This is a genomic window from Micromonospora sp. NPDC048169 (assembly GCF_040652815.1).
In the GTDB taxonomy this organism is placed as follows: Bacteria; Actinomycetota; Actinomycetes; order Mycobacteriales; family Micromonosporaceae; genus Micromonospora.
Window position 1 is genome coordinate 88,071 of sequence record NZ_JBEZMS010000004.1, and the last position, 24,614, is coordinate 112,684.

The 24,614-nt window shown below is 73.8% G+C and carries 22 protein-coding genes and 1 riboswitch; of the genes, 16 read left to right on the plus strand and 6 right to left on the minus strand.

From position 1 onward, the window contains the following. The first annotated feature begins 52 nt into the window (after positions 1–52). From AB0D28_RS05380 to AB0D28_RS05395, 4 genes are all read left to right on the plus strand, one after another. A complete protein-coding gene (locus AB0D28_RS05380) occupies positions 53–2,416 on the plus strand; it encodes a polyribonucleotide nucleotidyltransferase (protein WP_357382477.1) in 2,364 nt (787 codons plus the stop codon). A 154-nt stretch (positions 2,417–2,570) separates the two neighbouring features. Then, entirely contained in the window at positions 2,571–3,911 is a 1,341-nt protein-coding gene (locus AB0D28_RS05385) for a pitrilysin family protein (protein ID WP_357382479.1), read from the plus strand. Positions 3,912–3,963: 52 nt separating this feature from the next. Further along, positions 3,964–4,725, plus strand: coding sequence for a 4-hydroxy-tetrahydrodipicolinate reductase (dapB, locus tag AB0D28_RS05390; protein ID WP_357382482.1), 762 nt, complete (start codon positions 3,964–3,966; stop codon positions 4,723–4,725). Between the two features lie 74 nt (positions 4,726–4,799). Further along, positions 4,800–5,267, plus strand: a complete 468-nt coding sequence (locus AB0D28_RS05395) for a GNAT family N-acetyltransferase (RefSeq protein ID WP_357382484.1) — start codon at positions 4,800–4,802, stop codon at positions 5,265–5,267. Between the two features lie 113 nt (positions 5,268–5,380). Here AB0D28_RS05395 and AB0D28_RS05400 read toward each other — a convergent pair whose 3' ends face one another. Next, entirely contained in the window at positions 5,381–5,959 is a 579-nt protein-coding gene (locus AB0D28_RS05400) for a GNAT family N-acetyltransferase (RefSeq protein ID WP_357382486.1), read from the minus strand. A 35-nt stretch (positions 5,960–5,994) separates the two neighbouring features. Between AB0D28_RS05400 and AB0D28_RS05405 the strand changes: the two genes are divergently transcribed. After that, positions 5,995–7,299, plus strand: a complete 1,305-nt coding sequence (locus tag AB0D28_RS05405) for a glycosyltransferase family 87 protein (RefSeq protein WP_357382488.1) — start codon at positions 5,995–5,997, stop codon at positions 7,297–7,299. Here AB0D28_RS05405 and AB0D28_RS05410 read toward each other — a convergent pair. After that, positions 7,204–7,749 carry a GNAT family N-acetyltransferase gene (locus tag AB0D28_RS05410; RefSeq protein ID WP_357382490.1) on the minus strand — a complete coding sequence of 182 codons (546 nt, stop codon included), beginning with the start codon at positions 7,747–7,749 and terminating at the stop codon, positions 7,204–7,206. The two genes, AB0D28_RS05405 and AB0D28_RS05410, sit on opposite strands and share 96 nt — an antisense overlap. A gap of 95 nt (positions 7,750–7,844) precedes the next feature. On the opposite strand from AB0D28_RS05410, the gene AB0D28_RS05415 reads away from it, so the two are divergent. The 6 genes from AB0D28_RS05415 (at position 7,845) to AB0D28_RS05440 (ending at position 14,975) form a co-directional block, all read left to right on the plus strand. Then, positions 7,845–9,074 (plus strand): crosslink repair DNA glycosylase YcaQ family protein, encoded by a 1,230-nt coding sequence (locus tag AB0D28_RS05415; RefSeq protein WP_357382492.1) that lies wholly within the window; start codon positions 7,845–7,847, stop codon positions 9,072–9,074. Continuing rightward, a complete protein-coding gene (locus AB0D28_RS05420; RefSeq protein ID WP_357382494.1) occupies positions 9,064–9,669 on the plus strand; it encodes a DUF2752 domain-containing protein in 606 nt (201 codons plus the stop codon). Before AB0D28_RS05415 ends, AB0D28_RS05420 begins: the two co-directional genes overlap by 11 nt. A gap of 124 nt (positions 9,670–9,793) precedes the next feature. Continuing rightward, a complete protein-coding gene (gene thyX, locus AB0D28_RS05425) occupies positions 9,794–10,531 on the plus strand; it encodes an FAD-dependent thymidylate synthase (protein ID WP_357382768.1) in 738 nt (245 codons plus the stop codon). A 52-nt stretch (positions 10,532–10,583) separates the two neighbouring features. Continuing rightward, positions 10,584–11,510 carry a 4-hydroxy-tetrahydrodipicolinate synthase gene (gene dapA, locus AB0D28_RS05430; protein WP_357382496.1) on the plus strand — a complete coding sequence of 309 codons (927 nt, stop codon included), beginning with the start codon at positions 10,584–10,586 and terminating at the stop codon, positions 11,508–11,510. Between the two features lie 51 nt (positions 11,511–11,561). Further along, positions 11,562–13,250 carry a ribonuclease J gene (locus AB0D28_RS05435; protein WP_357382498.1) on the plus strand — a complete coding sequence of 563 codons (1,689 nt, stop codon included), beginning with the start codon at positions 11,562–11,564 and terminating at the stop codon, positions 13,248–13,250. 174 nt (positions 13,251–13,424) lie between these two features. Further along, positions 13,425–14,975 carry a S1 family peptidase gene (locus AB0D28_RS05440; protein WP_357382500.1) on the plus strand — a complete coding sequence of 517 codons (1,551 nt, stop codon included), beginning with the start codon at positions 13,425–13,427 and terminating at the stop codon, positions 14,973–14,975. Positions 14,976–15,048: 73 nt separating this feature from the next. Here AB0D28_RS05440 and AB0D28_RS05445 read toward each other — a convergent pair whose 3' ends face one another. Next, the gene (locus AB0D28_RS05445) at positions 15,049–16,695 is read right to left on the minus strand and encodes a YbjN domain-containing protein (RefSeq protein ID WP_357382502.1); all 1,647 of its coding nucleotides are present in this window, start codon (positions 16,693–16,695) and stop codon (positions 15,049–15,051) included. Then, on the minus strand, positions 16,692–17,171 hold the full coding sequence (locus AB0D28_RS05450) for a YbjN domain-containing protein (protein WP_357382504.1): 480 nt from the start codon (positions 17,169–17,171) through the stop codon (positions 16,692–16,694). Before AB0D28_RS05450 ends, AB0D28_RS05445 begins: the two co-directional genes overlap by 4 nt. A gap of 113 nt (positions 17,172–17,284) precedes the next feature. Between AB0D28_RS05450 and AB0D28_RS05455 the strand changes: the two genes are divergently transcribed. Beyond that, positions 17,285–19,741, plus strand: a complete 2,457-nt coding sequence (locus AB0D28_RS05455) for a DNA translocase FtsK 4TM domain-containing protein (RefSeq protein ID WP_357382505.1) — start codon at positions 17,285–17,287, stop codon at positions 19,739–19,741. A gap of 84 nt (positions 19,742–19,825) precedes the next feature. Here the strand turns inward: AB0D28_RS05455 and AB0D28_RS05460 are convergent, their stop codons facing one another. Together AB0D28_RS05460 and AB0D28_RS05465 are read right to left on the minus strand one after the other, a co-directional pair. Continuing rightward, positions 19,826–20,068 (minus strand): hypothetical protein, encoded by a 243-nt coding sequence (locus tag AB0D28_RS05460; RefSeq protein ID WP_357382507.1) that lies wholly within the window; start codon positions 20,066–20,068, stop codon positions 19,826–19,828. An 88-nt stretch (positions 20,069–20,156) separates the two neighbouring features. Next, the gene (locus AB0D28_RS05465) at positions 20,157–20,471 is read right to left on the minus strand and encodes a multidrug efflux SMR transporter (RefSeq protein WP_357382509.1); all 315 of its coding nucleotides are present in this window, start codon (positions 20,469–20,471) and stop codon (positions 20,157–20,159) included. A 59-nt stretch (positions 20,472–20,530) separates the two neighbouring features. After that, a riboswitch (guanidine-III (ykkC-III) riboswitch) is annotated at positions 20,531–20,596 on the minus strand. Positions 20,597–20,692: 96 nt separating this feature from the next. On the opposite strand from AB0D28_RS05465, the gene AB0D28_RS05470 reads away from it, so the two are divergent. The 4 genes from AB0D28_RS05470 to AB0D28_RS05485 all read left to right on the plus strand — a co-directional run bounded on the left by AB0D28_RS05470 (position 20,693) and on the right by AB0D28_RS05485 (position 24,444). Beyond that, a complete protein-coding gene (locus tag AB0D28_RS05470; protein WP_357382511.1) occupies positions 20,693–21,616 on the plus strand; it encodes an ornithine cyclodeaminase family protein in 924 nt (307 codons plus the stop codon). 49 nt (positions 21,617–21,665) lie between these two features. Continuing rightward, on the plus strand, positions 21,666–23,168 hold the full coding sequence (rimO, locus tag AB0D28_RS05475) for a 30S ribosomal protein S12 methylthiotransferase RimO (protein WP_357382513.1): 1,503 nt from the start codon (positions 21,666–21,668) through the stop codon (positions 23,166–23,168). A 47-nt stretch (positions 23,169–23,215) separates the two neighbouring features. Then, positions 23,216–23,797 (plus strand): CDP-diacylglycerol--glycerol-3-phosphate 3-phosphatidyltransferase, encoded by a 582-nt coding sequence (pgsA, locus tag AB0D28_RS05480; protein ID WP_357382770.1) that lies wholly within the window; start codon positions 23,216–23,218, stop codon positions 23,795–23,797. Positions 23,798–23,898: 101 nt separating this feature from the next. After that, complete coding sequence (locus tag AB0D28_RS05485) at positions 23,899–24,444, plus strand: CinA family protein (RefSeq protein ID WP_357382515.1); 546 nt, start codon at positions 23,899–23,901, stop codon at positions 24,442–24,444. Positions 24,445–24,614 lie beyond the last annotated feature (170 nt).

Below are 24,614 nucleotides of genomic sequence, written 5' to 3' on the forward strand. Positions count from 1 at the left end.
CCTGAGCAGTTCCCGTGTCGTCGGCCGACGACGCGAAGGAGCACCACAGCACATGACCGAGACCAACCTCGGCACCGAATCCCGCACCGCGGTGATCGACAACGGGGCCTTCGGCACCCGCGAGATCACCTTCTCCACCGGCCGTCTGGCCCGCCAGGCCGCCGGCTCCGTCGTCGCCCAGCTCGGCGAGACGGTCGTCCTCTCCGCCACCACGGCCGGCAAGCAGCCGCGCGAGTCGTTCGACTTCTTCCCGCTGACCGTGGACGTCGAGGAGCGGATGTACGCCGCGGGCCGCATCCCCGGCTCGTTCTTCCGCCGCGAGGGCCGGCCCAGCGAGGACGCCATCCTCACCTGCCGGCTGATCGACCGGCCGCTGCGCCCGTCGTTCGTCAAGGGCCTGCGCAACGAGGTCCAGGTCGTCGAGACCATCCTCGCGCTCGACCCGCAGCACCCGTACGACGTCGTGGCGATCAACGCCGCGTCGATGTCGACCAAGCTCTCCGGCCTGCCGTTCTCCGGCCCGATCGGCGCGACCCGGGTCGCGAACGTCGACGGCCAGTGGGTCGCCTTCCCGACCCTGGAGGAGCTGGAGCGGGCCACCTTCGACATGGTCGTGGCCGGCCGCACCCTGGCCGACGGCGAGGTCGCGATCATGATGGTCGAGGCCGAGGCCACCCCGAACGCCGTGGCCCTGATCTCGGGCGGCGCCACCGCGCCGACCGAGGAGATCGTGGCCAGTGGCCTGGAGGCCGCCAAGCCGGCCATCCGTGAGCTGTGCCGGGCGCAGAGCGAGCTGGCCGAGGTGGCCGCCAAGCCGGTCGCCGAGTTCCCGATCTTCCTGGACTACCAGGACGACGTGTACGACGCGGTGGCCGGTGTGGCGCGCGCCGACGTCGCCGAGGCGCTGAAGATCGCCGGCAAGGCCGACCGCGAGGAGGCCCTGGACCGCATCAAGGCCAAGGTCGCCGAGGAGCTGACCGGCCGGTTCGAGGGCCGCGAGAAGGAGCTCTCCGCCGCGTTCCGTTCGCTGACCAAGTCCGAGGTCCGCAACCGGGTGCTGCGCGAGCAGGTCCGCATCGACGGCCGCGGCCCGCGTGACATCCGTCCGCTGACCGCCGAGGTCGGCGTGCTGCCGCGGGTGCACGGCTCGGCGCTGTTCGAGCGCGGCGAGACCCAGATCCTGGGCGTCACCACGCTGAACATGCTGCGCATGGAGCAGATGGTGGACACGCTGTCCCCGGAGAACCGCAAGCGCTACATGCACAACTACAACTTCCCGCCGTACTCGACCGGTGAGACCGGCCGGGTCGGCTCGCCGAAGCGGCGCGAGATCGGCCACGGCGCGCTCGCCGAGCGGGCGCTGATCCCGGTGCTGCCCTCGCGCGAGGAGTTCCCCTACGCCATCCGGCAGGTCTCCGAGGCGCTGGGCTCCAACGGCTCCACCTCGATGGGTTCGGTCTGCGCCTCGACGCTGGGCCTGCTCTCGGCCGGTGTGCCGCTGAAGGCGCCGGTCGCCGGCATCGCCATGGGCCTCATCTCCGACGAGGTCGACGGCAAGACCCAGTACGTGACGCTCACCGACATCCTCGGCGCCGAGGACGCGTTCGGCGACATGGACTTCAAGGTCGCCGGCACCCGGGACTTCGTCACCGCGCTCCAGCTCGACACCAAGCTGGACGGCATCCCGTCGGACGTGCTGGCCGCCGCGCTGCAGCAGGCGCACGAGGCCCGGCAGACCATCCTCGACGTGATGCAGCGGGCCATCGAGGCGCCGGCCGAGATGTCGGACTACGCGCCGCGGGTGACCACCGTCAAGATCCCGGTCGACAAGATCGGCATGGTGATCGGCCCGAAGGGCCAGACCATCAACGCGATCCAGGACGAGACCGGCGCCGAGATCTCGATCGAGGACGACGGCACGATCTACGTCGGCGCGACGAACGGCCCGGCCGCCCAGGCGGCGGTCGAGCGGATCAACGGGATCGCCAACCCGACGCTGCCCAAGGTCGGCGAGCGGTTCCTCGGCACCGTGGTGAAGACCGCCGCCTTCGGCGCCTTCATCTCGCTGCTGCCGGGCCGCGACGGCCTGCTGCACATCTCCAAGGTCGGCGACGGCAAGCGGGTCGAGAAGGTCGAGGACTTCCTCAACGTCGGCGACAAGGTCGAGGTGGAGATCGCGGACATCGACGCCCGCGGCAAGATCTACCTGGACAAGATCCGCCCGGAGGGCGCCGAGGCGCCGGCCGCGGGTGGGGCCGCCGGCGGCGACCGTCCGTCCGGCCGGGACCGCGGCGGCGACCGTGGCCCGCGTGACCGGGGTGACCGGGAGCGCCGTTCCGAGGGCGGCGAGGGTCGCTCCGAGGGTGGCGAGGGCGGCGGCGAGTCCCGTCCGCGTCGCCGGACCCGGCACAGCTGATCCACCGACCGGCCCGGGTGACCTCCGCGTCACCCGGGCCGGCCCACGGCTCCAGGTCGCCCGCGCGAGCTGGAGCCGTCGTACGTCCCGCCGTTCCTCGTCCTCCGGAGAGCAGGTGCTCGTGAGTTCGTCAGCCGCCTCGACGGGACGGGGGGTGACGTCGACCGGGCCGGGTTCGGCGTCCCGCGCGGTCACCCGCACGCTCAGCGACGACCCGCTCGGCGGCACCGTCCGCCGTACCGTGCTGCCCAGCGGGCTGCGGGTGCTCACCGAGGCGATCCCGGCGATGCGCAGCGTGTCGTTCGGCATCTGGGTTGCGGTCGGCTCGCGTGACGAGACCGGCTCGCAGGCCGGCGCCGCGCACTTCCTGGAGCACCTGCTGTTCAAGGGCACAAACAAGCGCAGCGCGCTGGATATCTCCGCCGAGATCGAGGCGGTGGGCGGCGAGACGAACGCCTTCACCACGAAGGAATACACCTGCTACTACGCGCGGGTGCTGGACGAGGACCTGCCGCTGGCCATCGACGTGATGTGTGACGCGGTCGCCGACTCGGTGCTGGCCGCCGCCGACGTGGAGACCGAGCGCGGCGTCATCCTCGAAGAGATCGCCATGCACGACGACGAGCCGGGCGACGAGGTGCACGACCTGTTCGCCCGCGCGGTCTACGGCGACCACCCGCTGGGGCGGCTCATCTCCGGCACCGAGGAGACGGTCACGCCGATGACGCGGCGGCAGATCCAGGGCTTCTACCGCCGCCGCTACACCGCCCCGCAGATCGTGATCGCCGCCGCCGGCAACCTCGACCACGCCGCAGTGGTCAAGCTGGTCCGGCAGGCGCTGCGCGGCACCCCGCTGGACACCGACCCGGCCGCGCCGGCGCCGCACCGGGCGGCCACCCCGGCGGTACGCACCAAGCCGGCCGCCACGCTCGTCGAGCCGAAGGAGACCGAGCAGGCGCACGTCATCCTCGGCTGCCCGGGGATCGACCGCACCGACGACCGGCGGTTCGCCCTCGGCGTGCTGAACAACGTGCTCGGCGGCGGCATGTCCAGCCGGCTGTTCCAGGAGATCCGGGAGCAGCGAGGGCTGGCGTACTCGGTCTACTCCTACGCCAGCCAGTACGCCGACAGCGGCGTGTTCGCCGTCTACGCCGGCTGTGCGCCGGGCAAGGTGGACGAGGTGCTGGACCTGATCCGCGCCGAGCTGGCACGGGTGGCCGCCGAGGGGATCACCGAGGCGGAACTGGCCCGGGGCAAGGGGATGAGCAAGGGCTCGTTCGTGCTGGGGCTGGAGGACACCGGCTCGCGGATGAGCCGGCTCGCCAAGGGCGAACTGCTCTACGGCAACCTGATGCCGGTGGACGACCTGCTGGCCCGGGTGGACGCGGTGACGCTCGCGGACGTGAACACACTCGCCGCCGAGCTGCTCGGCCGGCCGATGTCCCTCGCGGTGGTCGGCCCGTTCGACTCCGGCAGCTTCACGGTCACGGGCTGAGCCGTACCGGTCCGCCGGACCGCGCGCCGCGCGCTGGGATAGGTTGTGGCCCGTGACTGAGCAGCAGAACACGGTGGCCCGGGTCGGTGTGCTGGGCGCCCGGGGCCGGATGGGCATGGAGGTCTGCAAGGCGGTCGACTCCGCGGCGGACCTGGAACTGGTGGCCGCGGTCGACCAGGGCGACGACCTGGACGCGGTGGCGCAGGCGGGTGCCGGGGTGGTCGTCGACTTCACCACCCCCGACGCGGTCATGGACAACCTGCGCTGGTGTGTCGAGCACGGCGTGCACGCGGTGGTCGGCACCACCGGCTTCACCGAGCAGCGGCTCGACCAGGTACGCGAGTGGCTCGCCGGCCGTCCCGGCGTGGGCGTGGTGATCGCCCCCAACTTCGGCATCGGCGCGGTGCTGATGATGCAGTTCGCCGCGCGCGCTGCCCGCTACTTCGAGTCGGTCGAGATCGTCGAGCAGCACCACCCGCGCAAGCTGGACGCGCCGAGCGGCACCGCCACCCACACGGCCCGGCTGATCGCCGCCGCCCGCGCCGACGCCGGCCTGGGGCCCGCGCCGGACGCCACCCGCGACGAGGTGGCGGGCGCGCGGGGCGCCGACATCGACGGGGTACGCGTGCACGCGGTACGCGCCACCGGCCTGGTCGCCCACCAGGAGGTGCTGTTCGGCACCACGGGCGAGACGCTGACCATCCGGCACGACTCGTACGACCGGGTGTCGTTCATGCCCGGCGTGCTGCTCGCGGTCCGGGAGGTGGGTCGCCGGCCCGGCCTGACGGTCGGCCTGGACGCCCTGCTCGACTGACCCGTCACGGCTGCCCCCGGCGCGGTGCGGGAAAACGTTTTGCCTGGTCGGGGCCGCCGACCTAGGCTGCTTTCATGATCGATTCCGGACACTCCGACCGCACCGGCCGCCGGGTGACGCTGCGGCCGGTGGACGACGACAACTGGCGGGCCGTGGCGGACGTCGCGCCGCGCGACGACCAGCGTGCCTTCGTGGCCGCGCTCGCCGCCCGCTACCTGCTGCTGACCGAGCGCTCGGACGTCTGGAACTCGCTCGCGGTCTACGCCGACGAGACGGTCGTCGGCCACGTCATGTGGGGCGTGGACGACGACGGGTCGCGCTGGATCGGCGGCATGGTGATCGACGCCGCCGAGCAGGGCCGGGGGCTGGGCGGTGCCACGGTGCGGACGCTCACCGGCTGGCTCGCCGAGGCGGGCGAGCCGATCCGCCTGAGCTACCACCCCGACAACAGGCCCGCCGCCGCCCTCTACACGGCCCTGGGGTTCCGCCCCACGGGCGCGTTCGAGGACGACGAGCTGGTGGCCGAACTCCGCCCGGCCTGACCCGTCACCCGGGCTCGCCCGCGTGCGGGCGGGGGTGACGGCGGTCCTGCCCCGTGCCGGGACCGCCGGCCCACCACGTGAGGGTGGACCGGCGAGACGAGCGGAACTCATCGCTACGCGGTCGGGTCTTCCTCCGCGGTCGCCACGTGGAAGCGGAGCTGGGGGACCAGCATGTCGTCCACGTCCAGCGCGCGGGTCGCGCCGTCCGGCTCCCAGCCGGTCGAGCCGAGGAAGTCGCGGGTCGCCGCGTCGGCGTCGAACGCCCACGCCACCGCCCGGGTCAGCCCGTCCTCCCGCCAGTGCTCCACGGCCGAGGCGAGCAGCCGGCTGCCGTGCCCGCGCCGCCCCCACCGGGGCTCGACCAGCAGGTCGGTCACCGCCGCGACGCCCGAGCCGAGCGCCTCGGCCGGCTCGTCCGGGGCGAGCGCGTCGGCATCGGCCGGACCGGAGGCGACGAACCCCACCAGATAGGATTGCGCCGCCTGTTCGACGGCGACCAGCACCCGGTGCGCGCCCGAGGGCGGCTCCTGCACCGCCGCGCTCCACCGCCGCGCGAGGTACGCCTCGTCGAGGTTGTCGAGCACGTGCCGTGGCAGGATCCGGCGGTACGCGACCCGCCAGGTCGCGAGCTGGATGCGTGCGATCTCGCCGGCGTCCTCGGGACGCGCGGGCCGGACGTAGCCTGCAGCCATGGCACGTGAGCCTACGCAGGGCGAGGAGGGTGACTGTGGCGCAGGGTGCCGGGCGGACGATCACGCAGGTCGTCGCCGTGGCGGCGCTCGCCGCGGCGGTCACCGTGTTCCTCTCCGTGGCGGCGGTCCGGCACGGCTTCTTCGACCTCCAGGTCTACTACGGCGCATTGACTTTCTGGGCTCGTGACGGTGGGGAGATCTACGACTTCCTGCGCCCCGGCACCCAGTACGGCTTCACCTATCCGCCGTTCGCCGCGCTGGTGATGCTGCCCATGGCGTACCTGCCGTGGATCGCGGCGATCACGGTCAGCGTGACCGCGACGGTGCTGGCCAGCGCCGTGGTGATCTGGCGGCTGCTGGACCCGGTGGCCCGCCGGTCCGGCTGGACCCGCTGGTTCGCGCTCGCGGTCGCGCTCTGCCTGGCCGCCGCGTACGAGCCGATGCGCGAGACGGTCAACTTCGGTCAGGTCAACATGCTGCTGCTGTTCCTGGTGGCGGTGGACCTGCTGTGGCTGCTGCCGGCGCGCAGCCGCTGGGCGGGTGTGGGCATCGGCCTGGCCACCGCGATCAAGCTGACGCCCGGCATCTTCATCGTCTACCTGCTGGTCACCGGCCGCTGGCGGGCCGCGTTGACGACAGTCGGCACGGCCGCCGTGGCCACGCTGGTGGCGGCCGGGCTGTTCCCCGACGCCTCCCGGGAGTTCTGGACCGAGGCGCTGTGGAACACCGACCGGGTCGGTGAGCTGGCGTTCGTCTCCAACCAGTCGCTGCGCGGGGTGGTGGCCCGGCTCGACCCGCAGCACCCCAGCACGATCGCGTGGCTGGTGCTCGTACTCCTGACGCTCGTGGTGTGGGCGTGGCGGTCGCGGGCGGCGGTCGCCGCCGGCGACGAGGCCACCGGCCTGGCCCTCACCGGCGCGGTGATGTGCCTGGTCAGCCCGGTGACCTGGGTGCACCACCTGGTCTGGCTGCTGCCGGGTCTGATCCTGCTGGTCGACAACGGCATGGCGGCGCCCGCGCGCAGCCGCCGGCGCCGTCTGCTGCTGGCCGCCGCGTTTATCGGGTACGCGCTCCTGTGCAGCCGGATCGTCTGGTCCTGGGAGAAGGACTTCTCCGGCGTGGACGGGTTCCTCGGCAGCAACACATACGTGTGGATCAGCCTGGCGCTGCTGCTGGGGCTGCCGATTCGCCGCTGGCTCACACCGGCCGGCGGTGAGCGGCACGGCGTGGACGTCCCGGCCGGGTCAGCCTCCGGCGGTGTACCGCAGCTCGCGGAGCAGGATCGGGGCGCGTCCACCGTGCAACGGCACCGCGTAGGTGGACTCCTCCCCGTCAGGTGAGTGCCCGGCCCGCTCGTAGAAGCGGCGGGCCCGGGCGTTGTCGGCCAGCACCCACAGCCGGTACCCGGTCCAGCCGCGCTCGGCCAGGCCGTCGCGGGCCGCCGCGAGCAGCGTCCGGGCGGCCCCCGAGCCCCAGTGCGCCGGCTCCAGGTAGATGGCCACCAGTTCGCCGTGCGCCGGGTCGAGGTCGCCGCGGTCCTGGTTGTTCCGGTACGGCCCGAACGTGGTGAACCCGACGACTACCCCGTCGTCCTCGGCGACCAGCGTGGTGAACGGGTGCTCCGGGTCGGCGGTGCCGAGGTCGCGCCGGCGCTGCGCCCAGGCGCGGGGGTTCAGCCGGTTCAGCACCTCTGCGGGCATGATCCCGGCGTAACCGGCCTGCCAGCCGTGGACGTGCACCCGGGCGACCGCCTCGGCGTCGTCCGGTTCCTCCCGGCGGATGGTGAGCACCTGTCCGTTCTATGCCCCGACGGGCGATCGGTCCAGCCGCCGCTCCCGGCGACCTGGACCCGTCGTGTCGGAGGTCTGGATTAGGGTCGCCGACGATGGCCGCACCGGAATCGCTCTCCCTTGCCCAGGCCCGCCGGATCGCCCTGGCCGCCCAGGGCTTCGCCGACCCGGCGCCCACCGGCGTGCCCACCCGGCGGCACCTGCGCCGGGTCCTCGACCGGGTCGGGCTGATCCAGATGGACTCGGTGAACGTGCTCCAGCGGGCGCACTACCTGCCGCTCTACAGCCGTCTCGGGCCCTACCCGACGGCCCTGCTCGACTCCGCCGCCTACCGCAGCCCCCGCGAGCTGTTCGAATACTGGGCGCACGAGGCCTCGCTGGTGCCGGTCGGGCTGCACCCGGTGCTGCGCTGGCGAATGGCGAAGGCTCGCGACGACGCGTGGGGCGGGATGCGCCGGATCGCGCAGGAGCAGCCCGAGCTGGTCGCCTGGGTCCGCGACGAGGTGGCCGCCCGGGGTCCGCTGACCGCCGCCGAGATCGAGCACGACGCGCCCCGGGAGACCGGCAACTGGGGCTGGAACTGGTCGGCGGTGAAGCGGGCGCTGGAGTTCCTGTTCTGGGCCGGCGAGGTCACCGCCGCCGACCGCACCAACTCGTTCGCCCGCCGCTACGACCTGCCCGAGCGGGTGCTGCCGGCCGCCGTGCTGGACGCGCCCACCCCGGCCGACGCCGAGGCACACCGCACGCTCGTGTTGATGGCCGCCCGCTCGCTCGGCGTGGCCGCCGAGCCGGAGCTGCGCGACTACTTCCGGCTGCCGGTCGCCGGGGCGCGGCGGGCGGTGGCCGAGCTGGTCGAGGCGGGCGAGCTGACCCCGGTCACGGTGCAGGGCTGGCGGCATCAGGCCTACCTGCACGCCGACGCGCGGCTGCCCCGCTGGGTCCGCGGCAACACGCTGGTGAGCCCGTTCGACCCGCTGGTCTGGGAGCGGGCGCGCACCGAGCGGCTGTTCGGCTTCACCTACCGGATCGAGATCTACGTGCCGGCGCCCCAGCGGGTCTACGGCTACTACGTGCTGCCGTTCCGCCAGGGCGAGCGCTTCACCGCCCGGGTCGACCTCAAGGCCGACCGGAAGGCCGGGGTGCTGCTGGTGCCCGCCGCCTGGGTCGAGCCGGGCGCCGATCCGGGGGAGACCGCCGTGGCGCTCGCCGCCGAGCTGTACCGGCTGGCCGGCTGGCTCGGCCTGGACGCGGTCGCCCCGCCCGTCGCGGGCGACCTGGCGGGGCCGCTGGCCGCCGCGCTGGTGGGCGTGGCGGGTGTACGGTGAGCGCGTGACGAGCGTTGACCGGCCTGCCACCGCGACCGACCCGCACACGCGCCCGGACACCGAGCCGCACCCGCACCTGTCGTACCCGCACGGGCCGCAGGCTCCCGACGGGTCGTGGCCCTACCCGGTGGCGTACCAGCCGGTCGAGACCGACCGGTTCACCCGGATGGTGCTGCGCCTGCACGCCCGCGCCCCGCGCTGGGCGGTGCCGCTCGCCGCGCTCGGCTGTGTCGGCGTCGGCATCGCGTACGCGATGATCAGCGACCCGACCCGCAGCGACCCGGACGCCCCGCCGTCCTGCCTGCTCAAGCTCACCACCGGGCTGGACTGCCCGGGCTGCGGCGGCACCCGCGCCCTCTGGTACGTGCTGCACGGCGACCTGCCCGCCGCGGCCCGGCACCACTTCCTGTTCGTCTTCGCGCTGCCGTTCCTGACCTGGCTCTTCGTGGCCTGGGCCGGCAACCGGGCGTTCGGCTGGAAGCTGCCCGAGGCGCAGTTCAGCCCCAAGGTCGTCGGCGTGTTCCTGGCCGCCTGGGCGGTCTTCTCGGTCGCCCGTAACCTGCCGTGGGCTCCCTTCACCTCGCTCTACGTCTAGCCTTCTCCGCCGGAGCGCTCCGCTGTCCGGGATCTTGGACACCTGGGCGGAGCGCCCGCTGGCCGGCCGCGTGCCCGATTTCCGCGCCGGGCGCGGGCCAACTACAGTCGCAGGAATGCCGGAGATGGTTCAGCCCCAGGTCAAGTTGATCGCGTGGACCCAGTTCCAGGCGCCGGAAGAGGTGCCCTGGTCCACCGACGCCGACGGCGGGCAGGCGCTCGCCGAGTTCGCCGGCCGGGCCTGCTACCAGAGCTGGAAGAAGCCGAACCCGGCCACCGCCACCAACGCCGGTTACCTGGCGCACATCCTCGAGGTCGGCCACCTGAGCGTGCTGGAGCACGGCTCGGTGAGCTTCTACTTCAGCGGCGTCTCCCGGTCGTTCACGCACGAGCTGATCCGGCACCGGCACTTCTCCTACTCGCAGCTGTCCCAGCGCTACGTGCCCGAGCGGGACGCGGCGATGGTCGAGCCGTCGGTGATCGCCGACGACCCGGAGCTGCACAAGAGGTTCGTCGAGGCCACCGACGCGGCGGTGCGGGCGTACACCGAGTTGCTGGAGGGGCTGGAGGCCCGCTTCACCGACGAGCCCAACCCGACGCTGCGCCGCAAGCAGGCCCGCCAGGCGGCCCGGGCGGTGCTGCCGAACGCCACCGAGACGCGGATCGTGGTGACCGGCAACTACCGGGCCTGGCGGCACTTCGTGAAGATGCGCGCCACCGAGCACGCCGACGTGGAGATCCGCGAGCTGGCCGTGGAGTGCCTGCGCCAGCTCAAGGGTGTCGCGCCGAACGTCTTCGCCGACTTCGAGATCTCCACCCTGCCCGACGGCACCGAGGTGGCAGCGTCGCCGCACGCCGAGTGACTCGTCGCCCTTCGCCGCCGGGCCACCGGCGGCCGTCCGCTAGGTTGTGAGCATGACGCACGACCACTCCGCCGCCCCGAGCCGGGGCGCGTCGCGCCCGTTCGGGCGAGTGATGACGGCCATGGTGACCCCGTTCACGCCGGACGGCGGCCTGGATCTCGACGGCGCCGCCCGGCTGGCCGAATACCTCGTCGACGAGCAGGGCAACGACGCGCTGGTCCTGAACGGCACCACCGGCGAGTCGCCGACCACCACGGAGGCGGAGAAGGAGTCGCTGATCCGCGCGGTGGTCGAGGCGGTCGGTGACCGGGCCCGGATCGTCGCCGGGGTGGGCACCAACGACACCAGGCACACGGTCGAGCTGGCCGCGCAGGCCGAGAAGGCCGGCGCGCACGGCCTGCTGGTGGTCACGCCGTACTACAACAAGCCGCCGCAGGCCGGGCTGCTGAGTCACTTCACCACCGTCGCGGACGCCACCGGCCTGCCGGTCATGCTCTACGACATCCCGCACCGCGCGGGTGTGGCGATCGCCACCGAGACGCTGGTGAAGCTGGCCGAGCACGGCCGGATCGTCGCGGTGAAGGACGCCAAGGGCGACCTGTTCGCCACCTCGGAGGTGCTCAGCCGCACGGACCTGGCCTACTACAGCGGCGAGGACGCGCTGACCCTGCCGATGCTGTCGGTCGGCGCGGTCGGCGTGGTCGGCACCTCCACCCACTTCACCGGCGCGCTGACCAAGCAGATGATCGAGGCGTTCGAGGCGGGCGACAACGCCCGGGCGCTCACCCTGCACCGGCAGTTGCTGCCGCTCTACACCGGCATCTTCCGCACCCAGGGCACGATCCTGGTCAAGGCGGGCCTGGCGGCGCAGGGCCGCCCGGCCGGTCCGGTGCGGTCGCCGCTCGTCGACGCCACCGGTGACGAACTGGCCCAGCTGCGCGCCGACTGCGCCGCCGCGGGCCTGCCCCTGCCCGAATGAACAAACGACACGACGGACGCCGCGCGACGGCGTCGCAGAATGAGGTGACGCGTGACCGAGGCGCACATCGAGGGTGAGCTGCCCCCGCCGCTGCCCGAGGGCGGCCTGCGGATCATCCCGCTCGGCGGACTCGGCGCCATCGGCCGGAACATGACCGTCTTCGAGTACGACGGCAAGCTGCTCATCGTCGACTGCGGGGTGCTGTTCCCCGACGTCGAGCAGCCGGGCGTGGACCTGATCCTGCCCGACTTCGGCCCGATCCTGGACCGGCTGGCCGACGTGCAGGCGATCGTGCTCACGCACGGCCACGAGGACCACATCGGCGCGGTGCCGTACCTGCTCGCCCACAAGCCGGACATCCCGCTGGTCGGTTCCCAGTTCACGCTCGCGCTGGTCGAGGCGAAGCTGGCCGAGCGGCGGATCCAGCCGTACACGCTGACCGTGCGGGAGGGCGGCCGGGAACGGCTGGGCCCGTTCGAGTGCGAGTTCTTCGCGGTGAACCACTCGATCCCGGACGCGCTCGCGGTGGCCATCCGTACCCCGGCCGGCCTGGTGCTGCACACCGGCGACTTCAAGATGGACCAGCTTCCGCTGGACGGGCGGATCACCGACCTGGCCGGGTTCGCCCGGCTCGGCGCCGAGGGCGTCGACCTGCTGCTGTCCGACTCGACGAACGCGGAGATCCCCGGGTTCGTCACGCCGGAGCGGGAGATCGGCCCGGTCCTCGACTCGATCTTCGCGAAGGCCAAGGGGCGGATCATCGTCGCCTCGTTCGCCTCGCACGTGCACCGGGTGCAGCAGGTCTTCGACTCGGCCGTCGAGCACTGCCGTAAGGTGGCGCTGATCGGCCGGTCCATGGTCCGCAACATGGGCATCGCCCGCGACCTGGGCCTGCTGAACATCCCGCCCGGCCTGGTGGTCGGGATCGAGGAGGCCACGAACCTGCCGCCCGAGCAGATCGTGCTGATGTCCACCGGTTCGCAGGGCGAGCCGATGAGCGCGCTGGGCCGGATGGCCAGCGGCGACCACCGGCACATCACCATCGCGCCCGGCGACACCGTGGTGCTGGCGTCCTCGCTGGTCCCCGGCAACGAGACCTCGGTCTACCGGGTGATCAACCGGCTGGCCCGGGCCGGCGCCGTGGTGGTGCACAAGGACGTGGCGAAGGTGCACGTCTCCGGGCACGCCCCGGCCGGTGAGCTGCTCTACCTGCTGAACGTCGTACGCCCGAGCAACCTGATGCCGGTGCACGGCGAGTGGCGGCACCTGCGGGCGCACGCCCGGCTCGGCATCGAGTCCGGCGTCGCGCCGGACCGGGTCGTGCTCTGCGAGGACGGCGACGTGGTCGACCTGGTCGAGGGCCGCGCCAGCCTGGTCGGGCGGGTGAAGAGCCGGTACGTCTACGTCGACGGTCTCGCCGTCGGCGACGTCAGCGAGTCGCTGCTCACCGAGCGCCGGATTCTCGGCGACGGCGGGTTCATCGCCGCGACTGTCGTGGTCGACTCGGTCACCGGCAAGGTGGTCGCCGGGCCGACCGTCTCGGCGAAGGGCTTCTCCGAGGACCCGGCCGCGTTCAACCCGGTGGTCCCGCTTGTCACAGAGGCGCTGAACCGGGCCGCCGCGGACGGCATCACCGACCCGCACCAGCTCCAGCAGATCGTCCGCCGCACCGTGGGACGCTGGGTCAACGACGCGTACCGCCGTCGGCCCATGATCGTCCCGACCGTCGTCGAGGTCTGACCCGACCGCGCCGCGCGCCGGTCCACCCTTCGCGGTGGGCCGGCGCCGTCGCTTTCCGGGTACGCCCCGACACGGCGCGTCGAAACCCTCCGGTAACCCTCATCCGATCGGCGTCCGTCTCCGTACCTCCCGACGGCCGGCGTGCCCCTGCGCCGGTCGGGAGGAGCGTGGCGGATGGACCGCAGACGGATGACAGCCATCGGCGTAGTGGTGGCGGCGGCCGGGTTGACGGCGGCGGTGACCCTGCCCTCGTTCGCCGGTGAGGAACCCCGGCGGGCCACCCCGGCGGCCGACGGCGTCGCGCCGGAGGTCCTGGACGCGATGGGCCGCGACCTCGCGCTGACCCGCGACCAGGCGGTGAAGCGGCTGCGGACCGAGCGGTGGGCGGCCGGCACCGTCACCCGGCTGCGCGGGGAACTCGGCGCCGGGTACGGCGGGAGCTGGCTCAGCGCGGACGGCGCCACGCTCACCGTGGCGGTGGCCGACGCGGCCGGCGAGGCGCGGGTACGGGCCGCGGGCGCGGTCCCGAAGCGGGTCGCCCGGGGGGTCGCCGAGCTGGACGCGGTGAAGACCCGGCTGGACGCGGCGGGCGACGACGCCAGCCCCGACGTGGCCGGCTGGTACGTCGACGTCACCGACAACGCGGTGGTGGTGATCGCCCGGCCGGGCGCGGAGGCCGACGGTCGCCGGTTCGCCGCCGCCGCCGGATCGAAGGCCGCCATGGTCCGGGTGCGTACCGCTGACGAGGCCCCGCGTCCGCTGTTCGACGTGCGCGGCGGCGACGCCTACCTGATCAACAACGCGGGCCGCTGCTCGGTCGGCTTCTCCGTGGTCGGCGGGTTCGTCACCGCCGGGCACTGCGGGCAGCCGGGGGACCGCACCACCGGGTCCAACCGGGTCGCCCAGGGCACGTTCGCCGCCTCCTCGTTCCCCGGTGACGACTGGGCGTTCGTCCGCGTCAACGCCGACTGGACGCCGCAGGGCGTGGTGACCGACTTCAACGACGGCGGCACGGTGGCGGTGAACGGCTCCACCGAGGCGCCGGTCGGCGCGTCGATCTGCCGGTCCGGCTCCACCACCGGCACCCGTTGCGGCCTGATCCAGGCGAAGAACGCCACAGTCAACTACCCCCAGGGGACTGTCACCGGGCTGACCCGTACGAACGTCTGCGCCGAGCCGGGTGACTCGGGCGGTGCGTGGCTCTCCGGTGACCAGGCGCAGGGCGTCACCTCCGGCGGCTCCGGCGACTGCACCCGGGGCGGCACCACGTTCTTCCAGCCGGTCAACGAGATCCTCCAGCGCAACAACCTGACCCTGGTCACCGCCGGTGACCAGCCCGCGCCCACACAGCCGCCGGCGGGCGGCGGCGAGACCACCCCGCCGGTGACCGCCGAGCCCACCCCGCCGGCCGGCGACACCGACTGCTCCGGCCAGGTCAGCCGGACCGGCCGGATCGCCGCCGGACGGACCCAGATCCAGCCGGACGGGCGCTTCTTCCGGGTGTCAGGCGGCACCCAGGAGGCGTGCCTGGCCGCGCCGGACGGCGCCCGGGTGGCGCTGGAACTGCAACGCTTCACCGGCGGCGCGTTCCGCACCGTGGCCCGCGCGGCCACCGCCGACGGCGCGGCCCGGCTGACCGCCGAGACCCCTGCCGGCGCCTACCGGTACCGCGTCGTCGGGTTGTCCGGCTCCGGCGAGTACACGCTGGCGTTCTCCGCCCGCTGACCGCCGCACCCAGACCGCGGCCCCCGCCCACCACCGCCCTGTGGTCGGGGGCCGCGCCGCGTCTGCGGCAGGCTCAGGGCAGCGCGGCGACCGCTTCGGCGTACGCGGTGCCGGTGCGGATCGCGGCTGCCACCAGCACGGCGAGCTGAGCCGGGGCCACCCCGCAGGACAGGTCGGTGGAGACACCGGCGGCCAGCACCAGCGTTCCGTCGCCGGGCTCGTGCACGTACGCGGCGGGCAGCAGCCGGTCGTGGTTCCAGGCGTTGCAGAACGCGTACGCCTCCGCGCGCCGCTCGGCCGGCAGCCGCCGCTCCGCCACCACCCGGGCGTGCAGCACGTCGCCCCGCCGCCCCAGCCGGCGGAACTGGATCGTGGCCTCGCCCCACCGCCCGGCGAGCGTGCCGTCCGGCTCAGGCGTGTACGGCTCGCCCCGGGCGTCGAGCGCGGCGGCGAGCAGCGTCGCGTCCAGCGGGGCCGGTTCCTCCGGGCCGGGCGGGCCGGGCTCGGCCGGATCGGCGTCGGGCTCCTCGTCGAACTCGCTCTCGGCGGCCAGCGACACCGGCGCGGCGAGTGGCCGCTCGGCGAGCCAGGAGGCGATCCGGCCGGACTGGTGCCCGGTGCCGTTGCGGGCGTCGAAGCTGCCGGCCAGCGCCGTCGCCAGCGCCTGCAACTGCGTACCCAGCGTCGCCACGTCCACCTCGGCGGCGGGCCGGGAGCCGTGCCCGGGGCGGTGGATCCGCCGCCCGCCCAGCCCGGCTTCGGCGGCCAGGCCGCACAGCAGCGCGCCCGCCGCGGCGAACTCCATCGCGGACAGGTCGTCGGCCGGCCGGTCCAGCTCGGGCAGTTGCTCGGTCAGGATCTCCAGCCCGCGATGCGGGTAGCCGCCCAGCGCGCAGAAGCGCAGATGCGCGGCGAGCAGCGGGAACGCGCTCCGCTCGCCCCGGTGCCGGCGGTACGCGCGTACGTGTGCCCGGGCCGCCCGCGTCACCGCCCCGGTACGCAGCCACGGCAGCAGCCCCACGGCGAGCGCCCGTTCGGGCTGGTCGGTGCAGGCCGCCGCGCCCGCCGTGGCCGCCTGCCGCTCGCCCCGCCGGGTCGGTGGCGTCTGTGGCTCGACCCAGCCGGCCAGCGCCGGCGCCAGCGCGGCCAGCGCCGCCTCCGGCTCGCCCCAGCCGGCCAGCAGGTCGGCCCGCCGGGCCGGTGCGCATCCCGGACAGCCGCCCACCGGGTCCGTGGCGTCCGCCGCCGACCAGCGCTCGTACGCGCGGCGGGCCGCCGGCTCGTCGCCGAGGTGGTCGGCGAGCCGGCAGCGCAGCTCCGCCACCGGCGCGGCGTCCTCGCCCAGCTCGTCGGCGAGCGCGTCCAACAGGGACCGGGACTGGTCCAGGCCCACCCGGGGCGTGCCGAACGACGCCTCCACCGCGTGCCGCTGGTGCCGGCGCAACCGGGTCAGCTCGTCCGGGCGGGCGTCCAGCAGCCCGGGGTGCCGGGCCAGCGTGGCCCGCATCCGCCGGACCGGCTCCACCGCGCGCCACCGCTCGCCCCGGTGCAGGTACGCCTCGACCAGCGCGAAGCGCGCCGACAGGGCGGTACGCGGATCACCTGTGGCGTCCGCCCGCGACGCGATCCGCTCCAGCTCGGCGCGGCGCTCCGCGCCGTCGGGCCGGTCCCGGGCGTCGTCGAGCGCGGCGGCGAGCCCCCTGTCGCGTGCCGTGGTCACCGCAGCGCCCCGCCGGCCAGCTCGTTGACGGCGGCGGCGAGCTGACACCCGGTGGTCACGCCACAGTCGACGAGCCGATCGAGCTGGTGCGGTGTCACCCCGCGCTCCAGGTCGGCGGTGACCTCGCCGCACACCTGAGCCGAGCCGTCGTCGGCGACGTGCACGTACGCCTTCGGCCAGAGCCGGTCGTGGTTCCAGGCGTTGCAGAAGGCGTGCAGCTCGGGCACCCGCTCGATGCCGAAGTGGTGCGCCACGACGGTGCGTACCTGAAGCAGCTCCCCGGCCTCGCCCCGGCGGTGGAACCAGATCAGGTTCCGCTCCCAGCGGCCCACGAGCGCGCCGTCCGGCTCCTCGGCCACCGCGTACCCCCGGTGGCCGAGCACGGCGGCGATCAGCTCACCGGTCAGCGGGCGCAGTTCCTGCGGGTGTCCGGTCAGCGGACCGTCCGGACCGTCCTCGATCTCCGGCGACGCCATCGGGCATCCCTTCTGAGGCGAATAACACAAACGACGGTCCGACCCGTGCTGCGACGCGCGGACACGACCCGGAAAAGCGGCGATCCACCGGGTACCGCCGTTACCGTGACTCTATGGCGGGCCGTACCTCTCAGGCGAGCCGGCGGCGCGGCGCGTCGCCGCGTGGCAACACGAACAACCGCGCCCGTCAGCCGGCGAAGAAGGCGGCGGCGCGGAAACCGGCACGGCGGCGACCGGCCCCCGGGCCGAGCCCGGCTGCGTTCGTCGGCCGGGCGGTGGGTGCTGTCTGGATGGGGCTGGCCCACACTGTCGGCTGGACGTTCCGGGCCGCCGGGCGGCAGGCCGCGTCCACCCGGGAGCTGGATCCGGAGCACCGCCGCGACGGTGCGGGGCTGCTGCTGTTCGGCCTGGCCATCCTCAGCGCGGTGGGCATCTGGGGCGGCGGCGCCGGGCCGGTGGGCCGGCACCTGGCCGACACCGTACGCCTCTTCGTCGGCGCCATCTCGATAATCCTGCCGGTGCTGTTCATGGTCGGCGCGTGGCGGCTGATGCGGACTCCGGCCGACCCCGAGCATCGCGGTCGCGGCCTGGTCGGCTGGGGTTCGATGATGCTGGCCACCGCCTCGATGCTGCACATCGGGCAGAACCCGGTCGACGAGGTCCAGCGCGACTTCGCCGGTGGCCTCATCGGCGCGGGCGTCGGCGACCTGCTGAAGTCGGCGGTGACCGCCTGGGTGGCCATGCCGCTGCTGCTCCTGCTGCTGGTGTTCGGCCTGCTCGTGGTCACCGCGACGCCGATCAACAAGATCCCGGAGCGGCTCGGCCTGCGCGCGGATCCGGCCGGGGTGGACGACGACGAGGAGTTCGCCGAGGACGAGGCGCCGGTGAAACCGGCCCGCAAGCGGCCGGCGAAGCGGATGCCGCCGCCGCTGGAGCCGCTGGACCCGGACGACGAGCTCGCCGGCGTGGACCTCCAGGAGACCCTGGTGCTGCCGCGCAAGCCGCCGAAGGTGCCGGCCAACCGCAAGTCGGTGGAGCCGCCGGAGCACTCGCCGCTGCCCACCCGCGCCGAGCAGCTCGCGCTCACCGGGCTGGCCGGCGACTACACGCTGCCACCCGCGAACCTGCTCGGCACCGGCGCCAAGCCGAAGAGCCGCAGCAAGGCCAACGACGAGGTGATCGCGGCGCTGACCGGCGTCTTCGAGCAGTTCGACGTGGACGCCGCGGTCACCGGCTTCACCCGCGGCCCGACAGTCACCCGGTACGAGGTGGAGCTGGGCCCGGGCGTCAAGGTCGAGCGGATCACCCAGCTGTCCCGCAACATCGCGTACGCGGTGAAGTCGCCGGACGTCCGCATCCTCAGCCCGATCCCGGGCAAGAGCGCTGTGGGCGTGGAGATCCCGAACACCGACCCGGAGAACGTGTCGCTCGGCGACGTGCTGCGCTCCCGCGAGGCGACGAGCGACCACCACCCGATGGTGGTGGCGCTCGGCAAGGACATCGAGGGCGGCTACGTGGTGGCCAACCTCGCGAAGATGCCTCACATTCTCATTGCGGGGGCCACCGGTGCGGGCAAGTCCTCCTGCCTCAATTCGCTGCTGGTGTCCATCCTGACCAGGGCCACGCCGGACGAGGTGCGGCTGCTGCTGATCGACCCGAAGCGCGTCGAGATGACCGGCTACGAGGGCATCCCGCACCTGGTCACGCCGATCGTGACCAACCCCAAGAAGGCGGCCGACTCGCTGGAGTGGGTCGTCCGTGAGATGGACATGCGGTACGACGACCTCGCGGCCAACGGGGTCCGGCACATCGACGACTTCAACCGCAAGGTGCGCAACGGCGAGATCACGGCGCCGCCGGGCAGCGAGCGGGAGATGCGGCCGTACCCGTACCTGCTGGTGATCGTGGACGAGCTGGCCGACCTGATGATGGTCGCGCCGCGCGACGTGGAGGACTCCATCGTCCGGATCACCCAGCTCGCCCGGGCCGCCGGCATCCACCTGGTGCTCGCGACGCAGCGGCCCTCGGTGGACGTGGTCACCGGCCTGATCAAGGCGAACGTGCCGTCCCGGCTCGCGTTCGCCACCTCGTCGCTCGCCGACTCGCGGGTCATCCTGGACCAGCCCGGCGCGGAGAAGCTGCTCGGCCGCGGCGACGGCCTGTTCCTGCCGATGGGCGCGTCGAAGCCGCAGCGCATACAGGGCGCCTGGGTGACCGAGCGCGAGATCGCCGACGTGGTGAAGTTCTGCAAGGACCAGCGGGAGCCGGAGTTCCGGCCGGACGTGCTCGCCCCGGCGCAGGACAGCAAGAAGAAGATCGACGAGGACATCGGCGACGACCTGGACCTGCTCGTGCAGGCGGTCGAGCTGGTGGTCACCTCGCAGTTCGGGTCGACCTCGATGCTTCAGCGCAAGCTGCGGGTCGGCTTCGCCAAGGCGGGCCGGCTGATGGACCTGATGGAGACCCGGGGCGTGGTCGGCCCGTCCGAGGGCTCCAAGGCCCGCGACGTGCTGGTCAAGCCGGACGAGCTGGAGGAGGTCCTGGCCGGCCTGCGCGGCGGCGAGGACTGACGGCCCGCGCCACGGACGACGGGGGCCCACGACGCCGACGGCGGCCACCACCCTCGGGTGGCGGCCGCCGTCGGCGGTTCCGGGTCAGTTGAGCAGCGCGGCGACGAGCACGGCGCCGATGATCGCGCCGACCACGCTGGCGGCGGCGGCGTACCAGCCCAGCGGCTTGTCACCGAGGACGGCGCCGACGATGCCGAGGACCAGGCCGAGGACCCCGAAGATCAGCGGGGACACGAAGATCGCGAGGGCCGCGAACACGAACGCGACAATGGTGCAGATGCGGGCGGCGTTGGTGCGCGGGCGGGCGGTGGCGTGCATGTTGGCCATGGGGTTCCTCCGTGAGTGGTCTCGCTGTGTGGCTACGGAGGATTCGGTACCCCCGCCGCCACACCGTCCAAACCGGATGCGGTATCGATCAGGCGAACAACTTCAGGCCGATCACGCCGGCCACCACCAGCAGCAGGCAGGCCACGCGCGGGAGGTTGACCGGTTCGCCGAGCGCCAGCATCCCGACCAGCGCGGTGCCGACCGCGCCGATGCCGACCCACACCGCGTAGCCGGTGCCGACCGGGATGTCGCGCAGCGCGTACGCCAGGCCGGCCATGCTCCCGACGAGCGTGACGGCGAAGACGGCGGAGGGGAGGGGACGGGTGAAGCCGGCGCTGCGATCGAGCGCGATCGCCCACGCGGTCTCCAGCAGTCCGGAGAGCACCAGCACGATCCAGGCCATGGTGAATCACCTCTGACGGGCGGGCCCGGCGCGCAGCGGGCCGGGCGACGGTCGGGTCACGCGGGGCGTCTTGGCCTGACCGGGTACGCCCACCACTCGTCCGGGACGGCCCGCGGGCCGTCGTGGCCGACGGTAGCACCGGGCGGGCCGGACCGGCGGCGGGGTGAGAAAGCCCACCATGAGTGGAGTTGACGTCAACTTCAGGTTGCACGATTGAGGGCATGACCCTGCTCTTCTCCGACGACGACGTCGCGGCCGCCGTGGACGCCCCGCTCACCGTGGCGGCCATGCGGGACGCGCTGCTGGCCGCGCACGCCGGGCGGCTCATCGCCCCGCCCCGGGCGTCCGCGCCGCTGGGCGGAGGCCGGATGGTGCTGACCGCCGGGCACCTCACCGGGCAGTGGTACGGCTTCCGCTCGTACGACACGTTCGGCCACCCGGAGAGCGGTCAGCTCGTCGTGCTGCACGACGCCACCACCGGTGCGGTACGCGCCATCGCCGTCGGCGAGGAGCTGGGCTCCCGGCGTACCGGAGGACTGGGCGGCGTGGCGGTGGACGCCCTGGCCCGCGCGGACGCCGCCACCGTCGGCGTGGTGGGGTCCGGGCGGCAGGCGTGGACCCAGGTCTGGGCCGCGGCGGCGGTCCGGCCGCTGCGCGAGGTGACCGTGTACAGCCGCTCGGCGGCCCGGCGGGAGGCGTTCGCCACACGGGTCCGCGCCGAGCTGGGCGTGCCCGCCCGCGCGGTCGGCTCGGCCGCCGCCGCGGTACGCGACCGGGACGTCGTGGTGCTCGCCACCACCAGCACCGTCCCGGTGGTCGACGCCGCCGACCTGGCCCCCGGCACCCACGTCAACACAGTCGGCTTCAAGCAGGTCGACCGGCACGAGTTCGGGCCCGACCTGCTCGACGCCGCCGACCTGCTGGTCACCGACTCACCCGGCCAGGCCACCGCGTACGTGCCGCCGATGCTCGCCGCCGTCGAGCCCTACGCCGGGCGGTTGCGCGACCTGGGCGCGGTGCTGGCCGGCGCGGTCCCCGGCCGGACCACCGCGGACCAGATCTCGGTCTTCTGCTCCACCGGCCTGGCCGGCACCGAGGTGTTCCTCCTGGACCGGCTGGCCCGGGTGGCGGTTCCCGCTCGCTGACCCGGCCGGACGGGTGCGCGGCGGACCGGAACCGGCCCGGTACCCTCGGATGGTGTCTGCCTCCTCCTCCACCCCGCGATCCGACGGGCGCCGCGTCGCCCTGCTGACCCTCGGCTGCGCCCGCAACGAGGTCGACTCGGAGGAGCTGGCCGCCCGGCTGCACGCCGACGGCTGGCAGGTCACCACCGACGGCGAGGGCGCCGACGTGGTGGTGGTGAACACCTGCGGGTTCGTCGAGAAGGCCAAGCAGGACTCGATCCAGACGCTGCTGGCCGCCGCCGACACCGGCGCCAAGGTGGTCGCCGCCGGGTGCATGGCCGAGCGGTACGGCCGTGAGCTGGCCGACAGTCTCCCCGAGGCGCAGGCCGTGCTCAGCTTCGACGACTACCCGGACATCGCGTCCCGGCTCGACTCGGTGCTCGCCGGTGAGGCGATCGGCGCGCACACCCCGCGCGACCGGCGGGAACTGCTGCCGCTGACCCCGGTGAAGCGCCGCGCCGCGGCGGTGTCGCTACCCGGGCACGGCACCCCGGCCCGGGTCGCACCGGAGACCGACGCGCACACCCCGGCGCACCTGCGGCAGGTGCTGCGGCACCGGCTCGACACCGGCCCGGTGGCCTCGCTGAAGCTCGCCAGCGGCTGCGACAGGCGGTGCGCCTTCTGCGCCATCCCGGCGTTCCGTGGGGCGTTCGTCTCGCGTACCCCGGACGAGCTGCTCGCCGAGGCCGAGTGGCTGGCCAAGACCGGCGTACGGGAGCTGGTGCTGGTCAGCGAGAACTCCACCTCGTACGGCAAGGACCTGGGTGACCCCCGCGCGCTGGAGAAGCTGCTGCCGCAGCTCGCCGCGATCGACGGGATCGTGCGGGTGCGGGCCAGCTACCTCCAGCCCGCCGAGACCCGGCCCGGCCTGGTCGAGGTGATCGCCACCACGCCCGGCGTGGCCGCGTACTTCGACCTGTCGTTCCAGCACTCCAGCGAGCCGGTGTTGCGCCGGATGCGGCGTTTCGGCTCCACCGACCGGTTCCTGGAGCTGCTGGCCTCGGCCCGCGCGCTGGCGCCGGACGCGGGCGCGCGCAGCAACTTCATCGTCGGGTTCCCCGGCGAGACCAAGCCGGACGTGGCCGAGCTGGTCCGGTTCCTGACCGAGGCGCGGCTGGACGCGATCGGCATGTTCGACTACAGCGACGAGGACGGCACCGAGGCCGCCGGGCTGACCGGCAAGGTCTCCGCCGCCACGATCAAACGGCGGTACGACAAGCTCAGCGCCCTGGCCGACGAACTCTGCTCGCAGCGCGCCGAGGAGCGCCTCGGCGCGACGGTGGAGGTGCTCGTCGACTCCACCGCCGACGGCGTGGTGGAGGGCCGGGCCGCCCACCAGGCGCCCGAGGTCGACGGCTCGACCACGCTCGTCGCGCCGGTCGGCGGCGGCGTCGATCTGGCCGCGCTGCGCCCCGGTGACCTGGTCCGTGCCACGGTGACGGCGACCGAGGGCGTCGACCTGGTCGCCGTGCCGGATGAGATGATCTCGGCGGCGCCCGGCGCGGTACGGTGACGGCGGGCCCTGATGGAGCGGGGAAGCCACGTGGGGCGATGCGGGACATGACGGGGGCGGAGTCGACGGCGGCTGCCCCCGTACCGCTGCTCAACGCGGCGAACGTGCTCACCGGCGCGCGACTGATGCTGGTGCCGGTCTTCACGGCCACCGTGATCGCCTCCGGCATGAGTCACGCGGGCTGGCGGATGACGGCCTGCCTGATCTTCGTGGTGGCCTCCGCGACCGACCTGGTCGACGGCTGGATCGCCCGCCGGTACGACCTGGTCACCTCGCTGGGCAAGGTCGCCGACCCGATCGCCGACAAGGCGCTCACCGGCGCCGCGCTGGTGCTGCTCTCCTTCTACGACCGGCTGCCGTGGTGGGTGACTGTGGTGATCCTGGCCCGCGAGCTGGGCATCACCGGCCTGCGGTTCTGGGTGATCCGGCACGGGGTGATCGCGGCCAGCCGGGGCGGCAAGGTCAAGACCGCGCTGCAGATCCTGGCCATCACCTGGTACCTCTGGCCGATGCCGGAGGCGGCGGCCGCGATCGGGCCGTGGATCATGGGAGCGGCGGTGGTGGTCACCGTGGTCACCGGGTTCGACTACATCGCCCAGGCGTTGCGGCTGCGTCGCCCGGCCCGTTGATCCGTTCGAACCGGTCGGCGGATCCGTCGATCCGGGTGACCGATCCGTCGATCCGGGCGGCGGGCGAGTAAGCCGGCGTGGGGCGGGAAATGGGGGCGGGCATGGACACCGACGCGAGAGACCAGCGGCCCGCCGGCAGCCCGGCGGCCGCCGTGGTGCACCGCCTGCACGAGTGCGGCCAGACCCTGGCCACCGTCGAGTCGCTGACCGGCGGGCTGCTGGCCGCCGCGATCGTGGAGATCGCCGGCGTCAGCTCGATCTACCGGGGCGGCATGGTGGTCTACGCCACCGAACTCAAGGCGACGCTCGCCGGCGTACCGGAGGACCTGCTGGCCGACCGCGGCCCGGTCGACCCGGACGTGGCGGTGGCCCTCGCCGAGGGCGGACGGCGGCGGTGCGGTGCGGACTGGGGCCTGGCCACCACCGGTGTGGCCGGGCCTGAGCCGCAGGACGGCAAGCCGGTCGGCCTGGTCTACGTGGCGGTCGCCGGGCCGGACGGCACCGAGGTGCGCCGGCTCGACATCGACGGCGGCCGCGACCACATCCGCTCGGCCGCGGTGATCGAGGCGCTGCGCCTGCTCGCCGACCGTATCGACCTCCCCGAGGGCACCGACGCCGCGCAGGCGGCGGGGGCCGGCCGCCGGTGAGCCGGCGAGGTGCCGACACACCCGGCGGCGGGACCGCCGGGCGGGCCGGTCCGCCCGGATTTCAGAGGCGGGGTGGGATGTCGTCGTGGCGACCAACGGGTACGGTTGCGGGAAGGCTTCGGCGGTCGCCGTCGGCGCCGGAGCGGTCCGCCGCGTCCGGCCCGGCACGG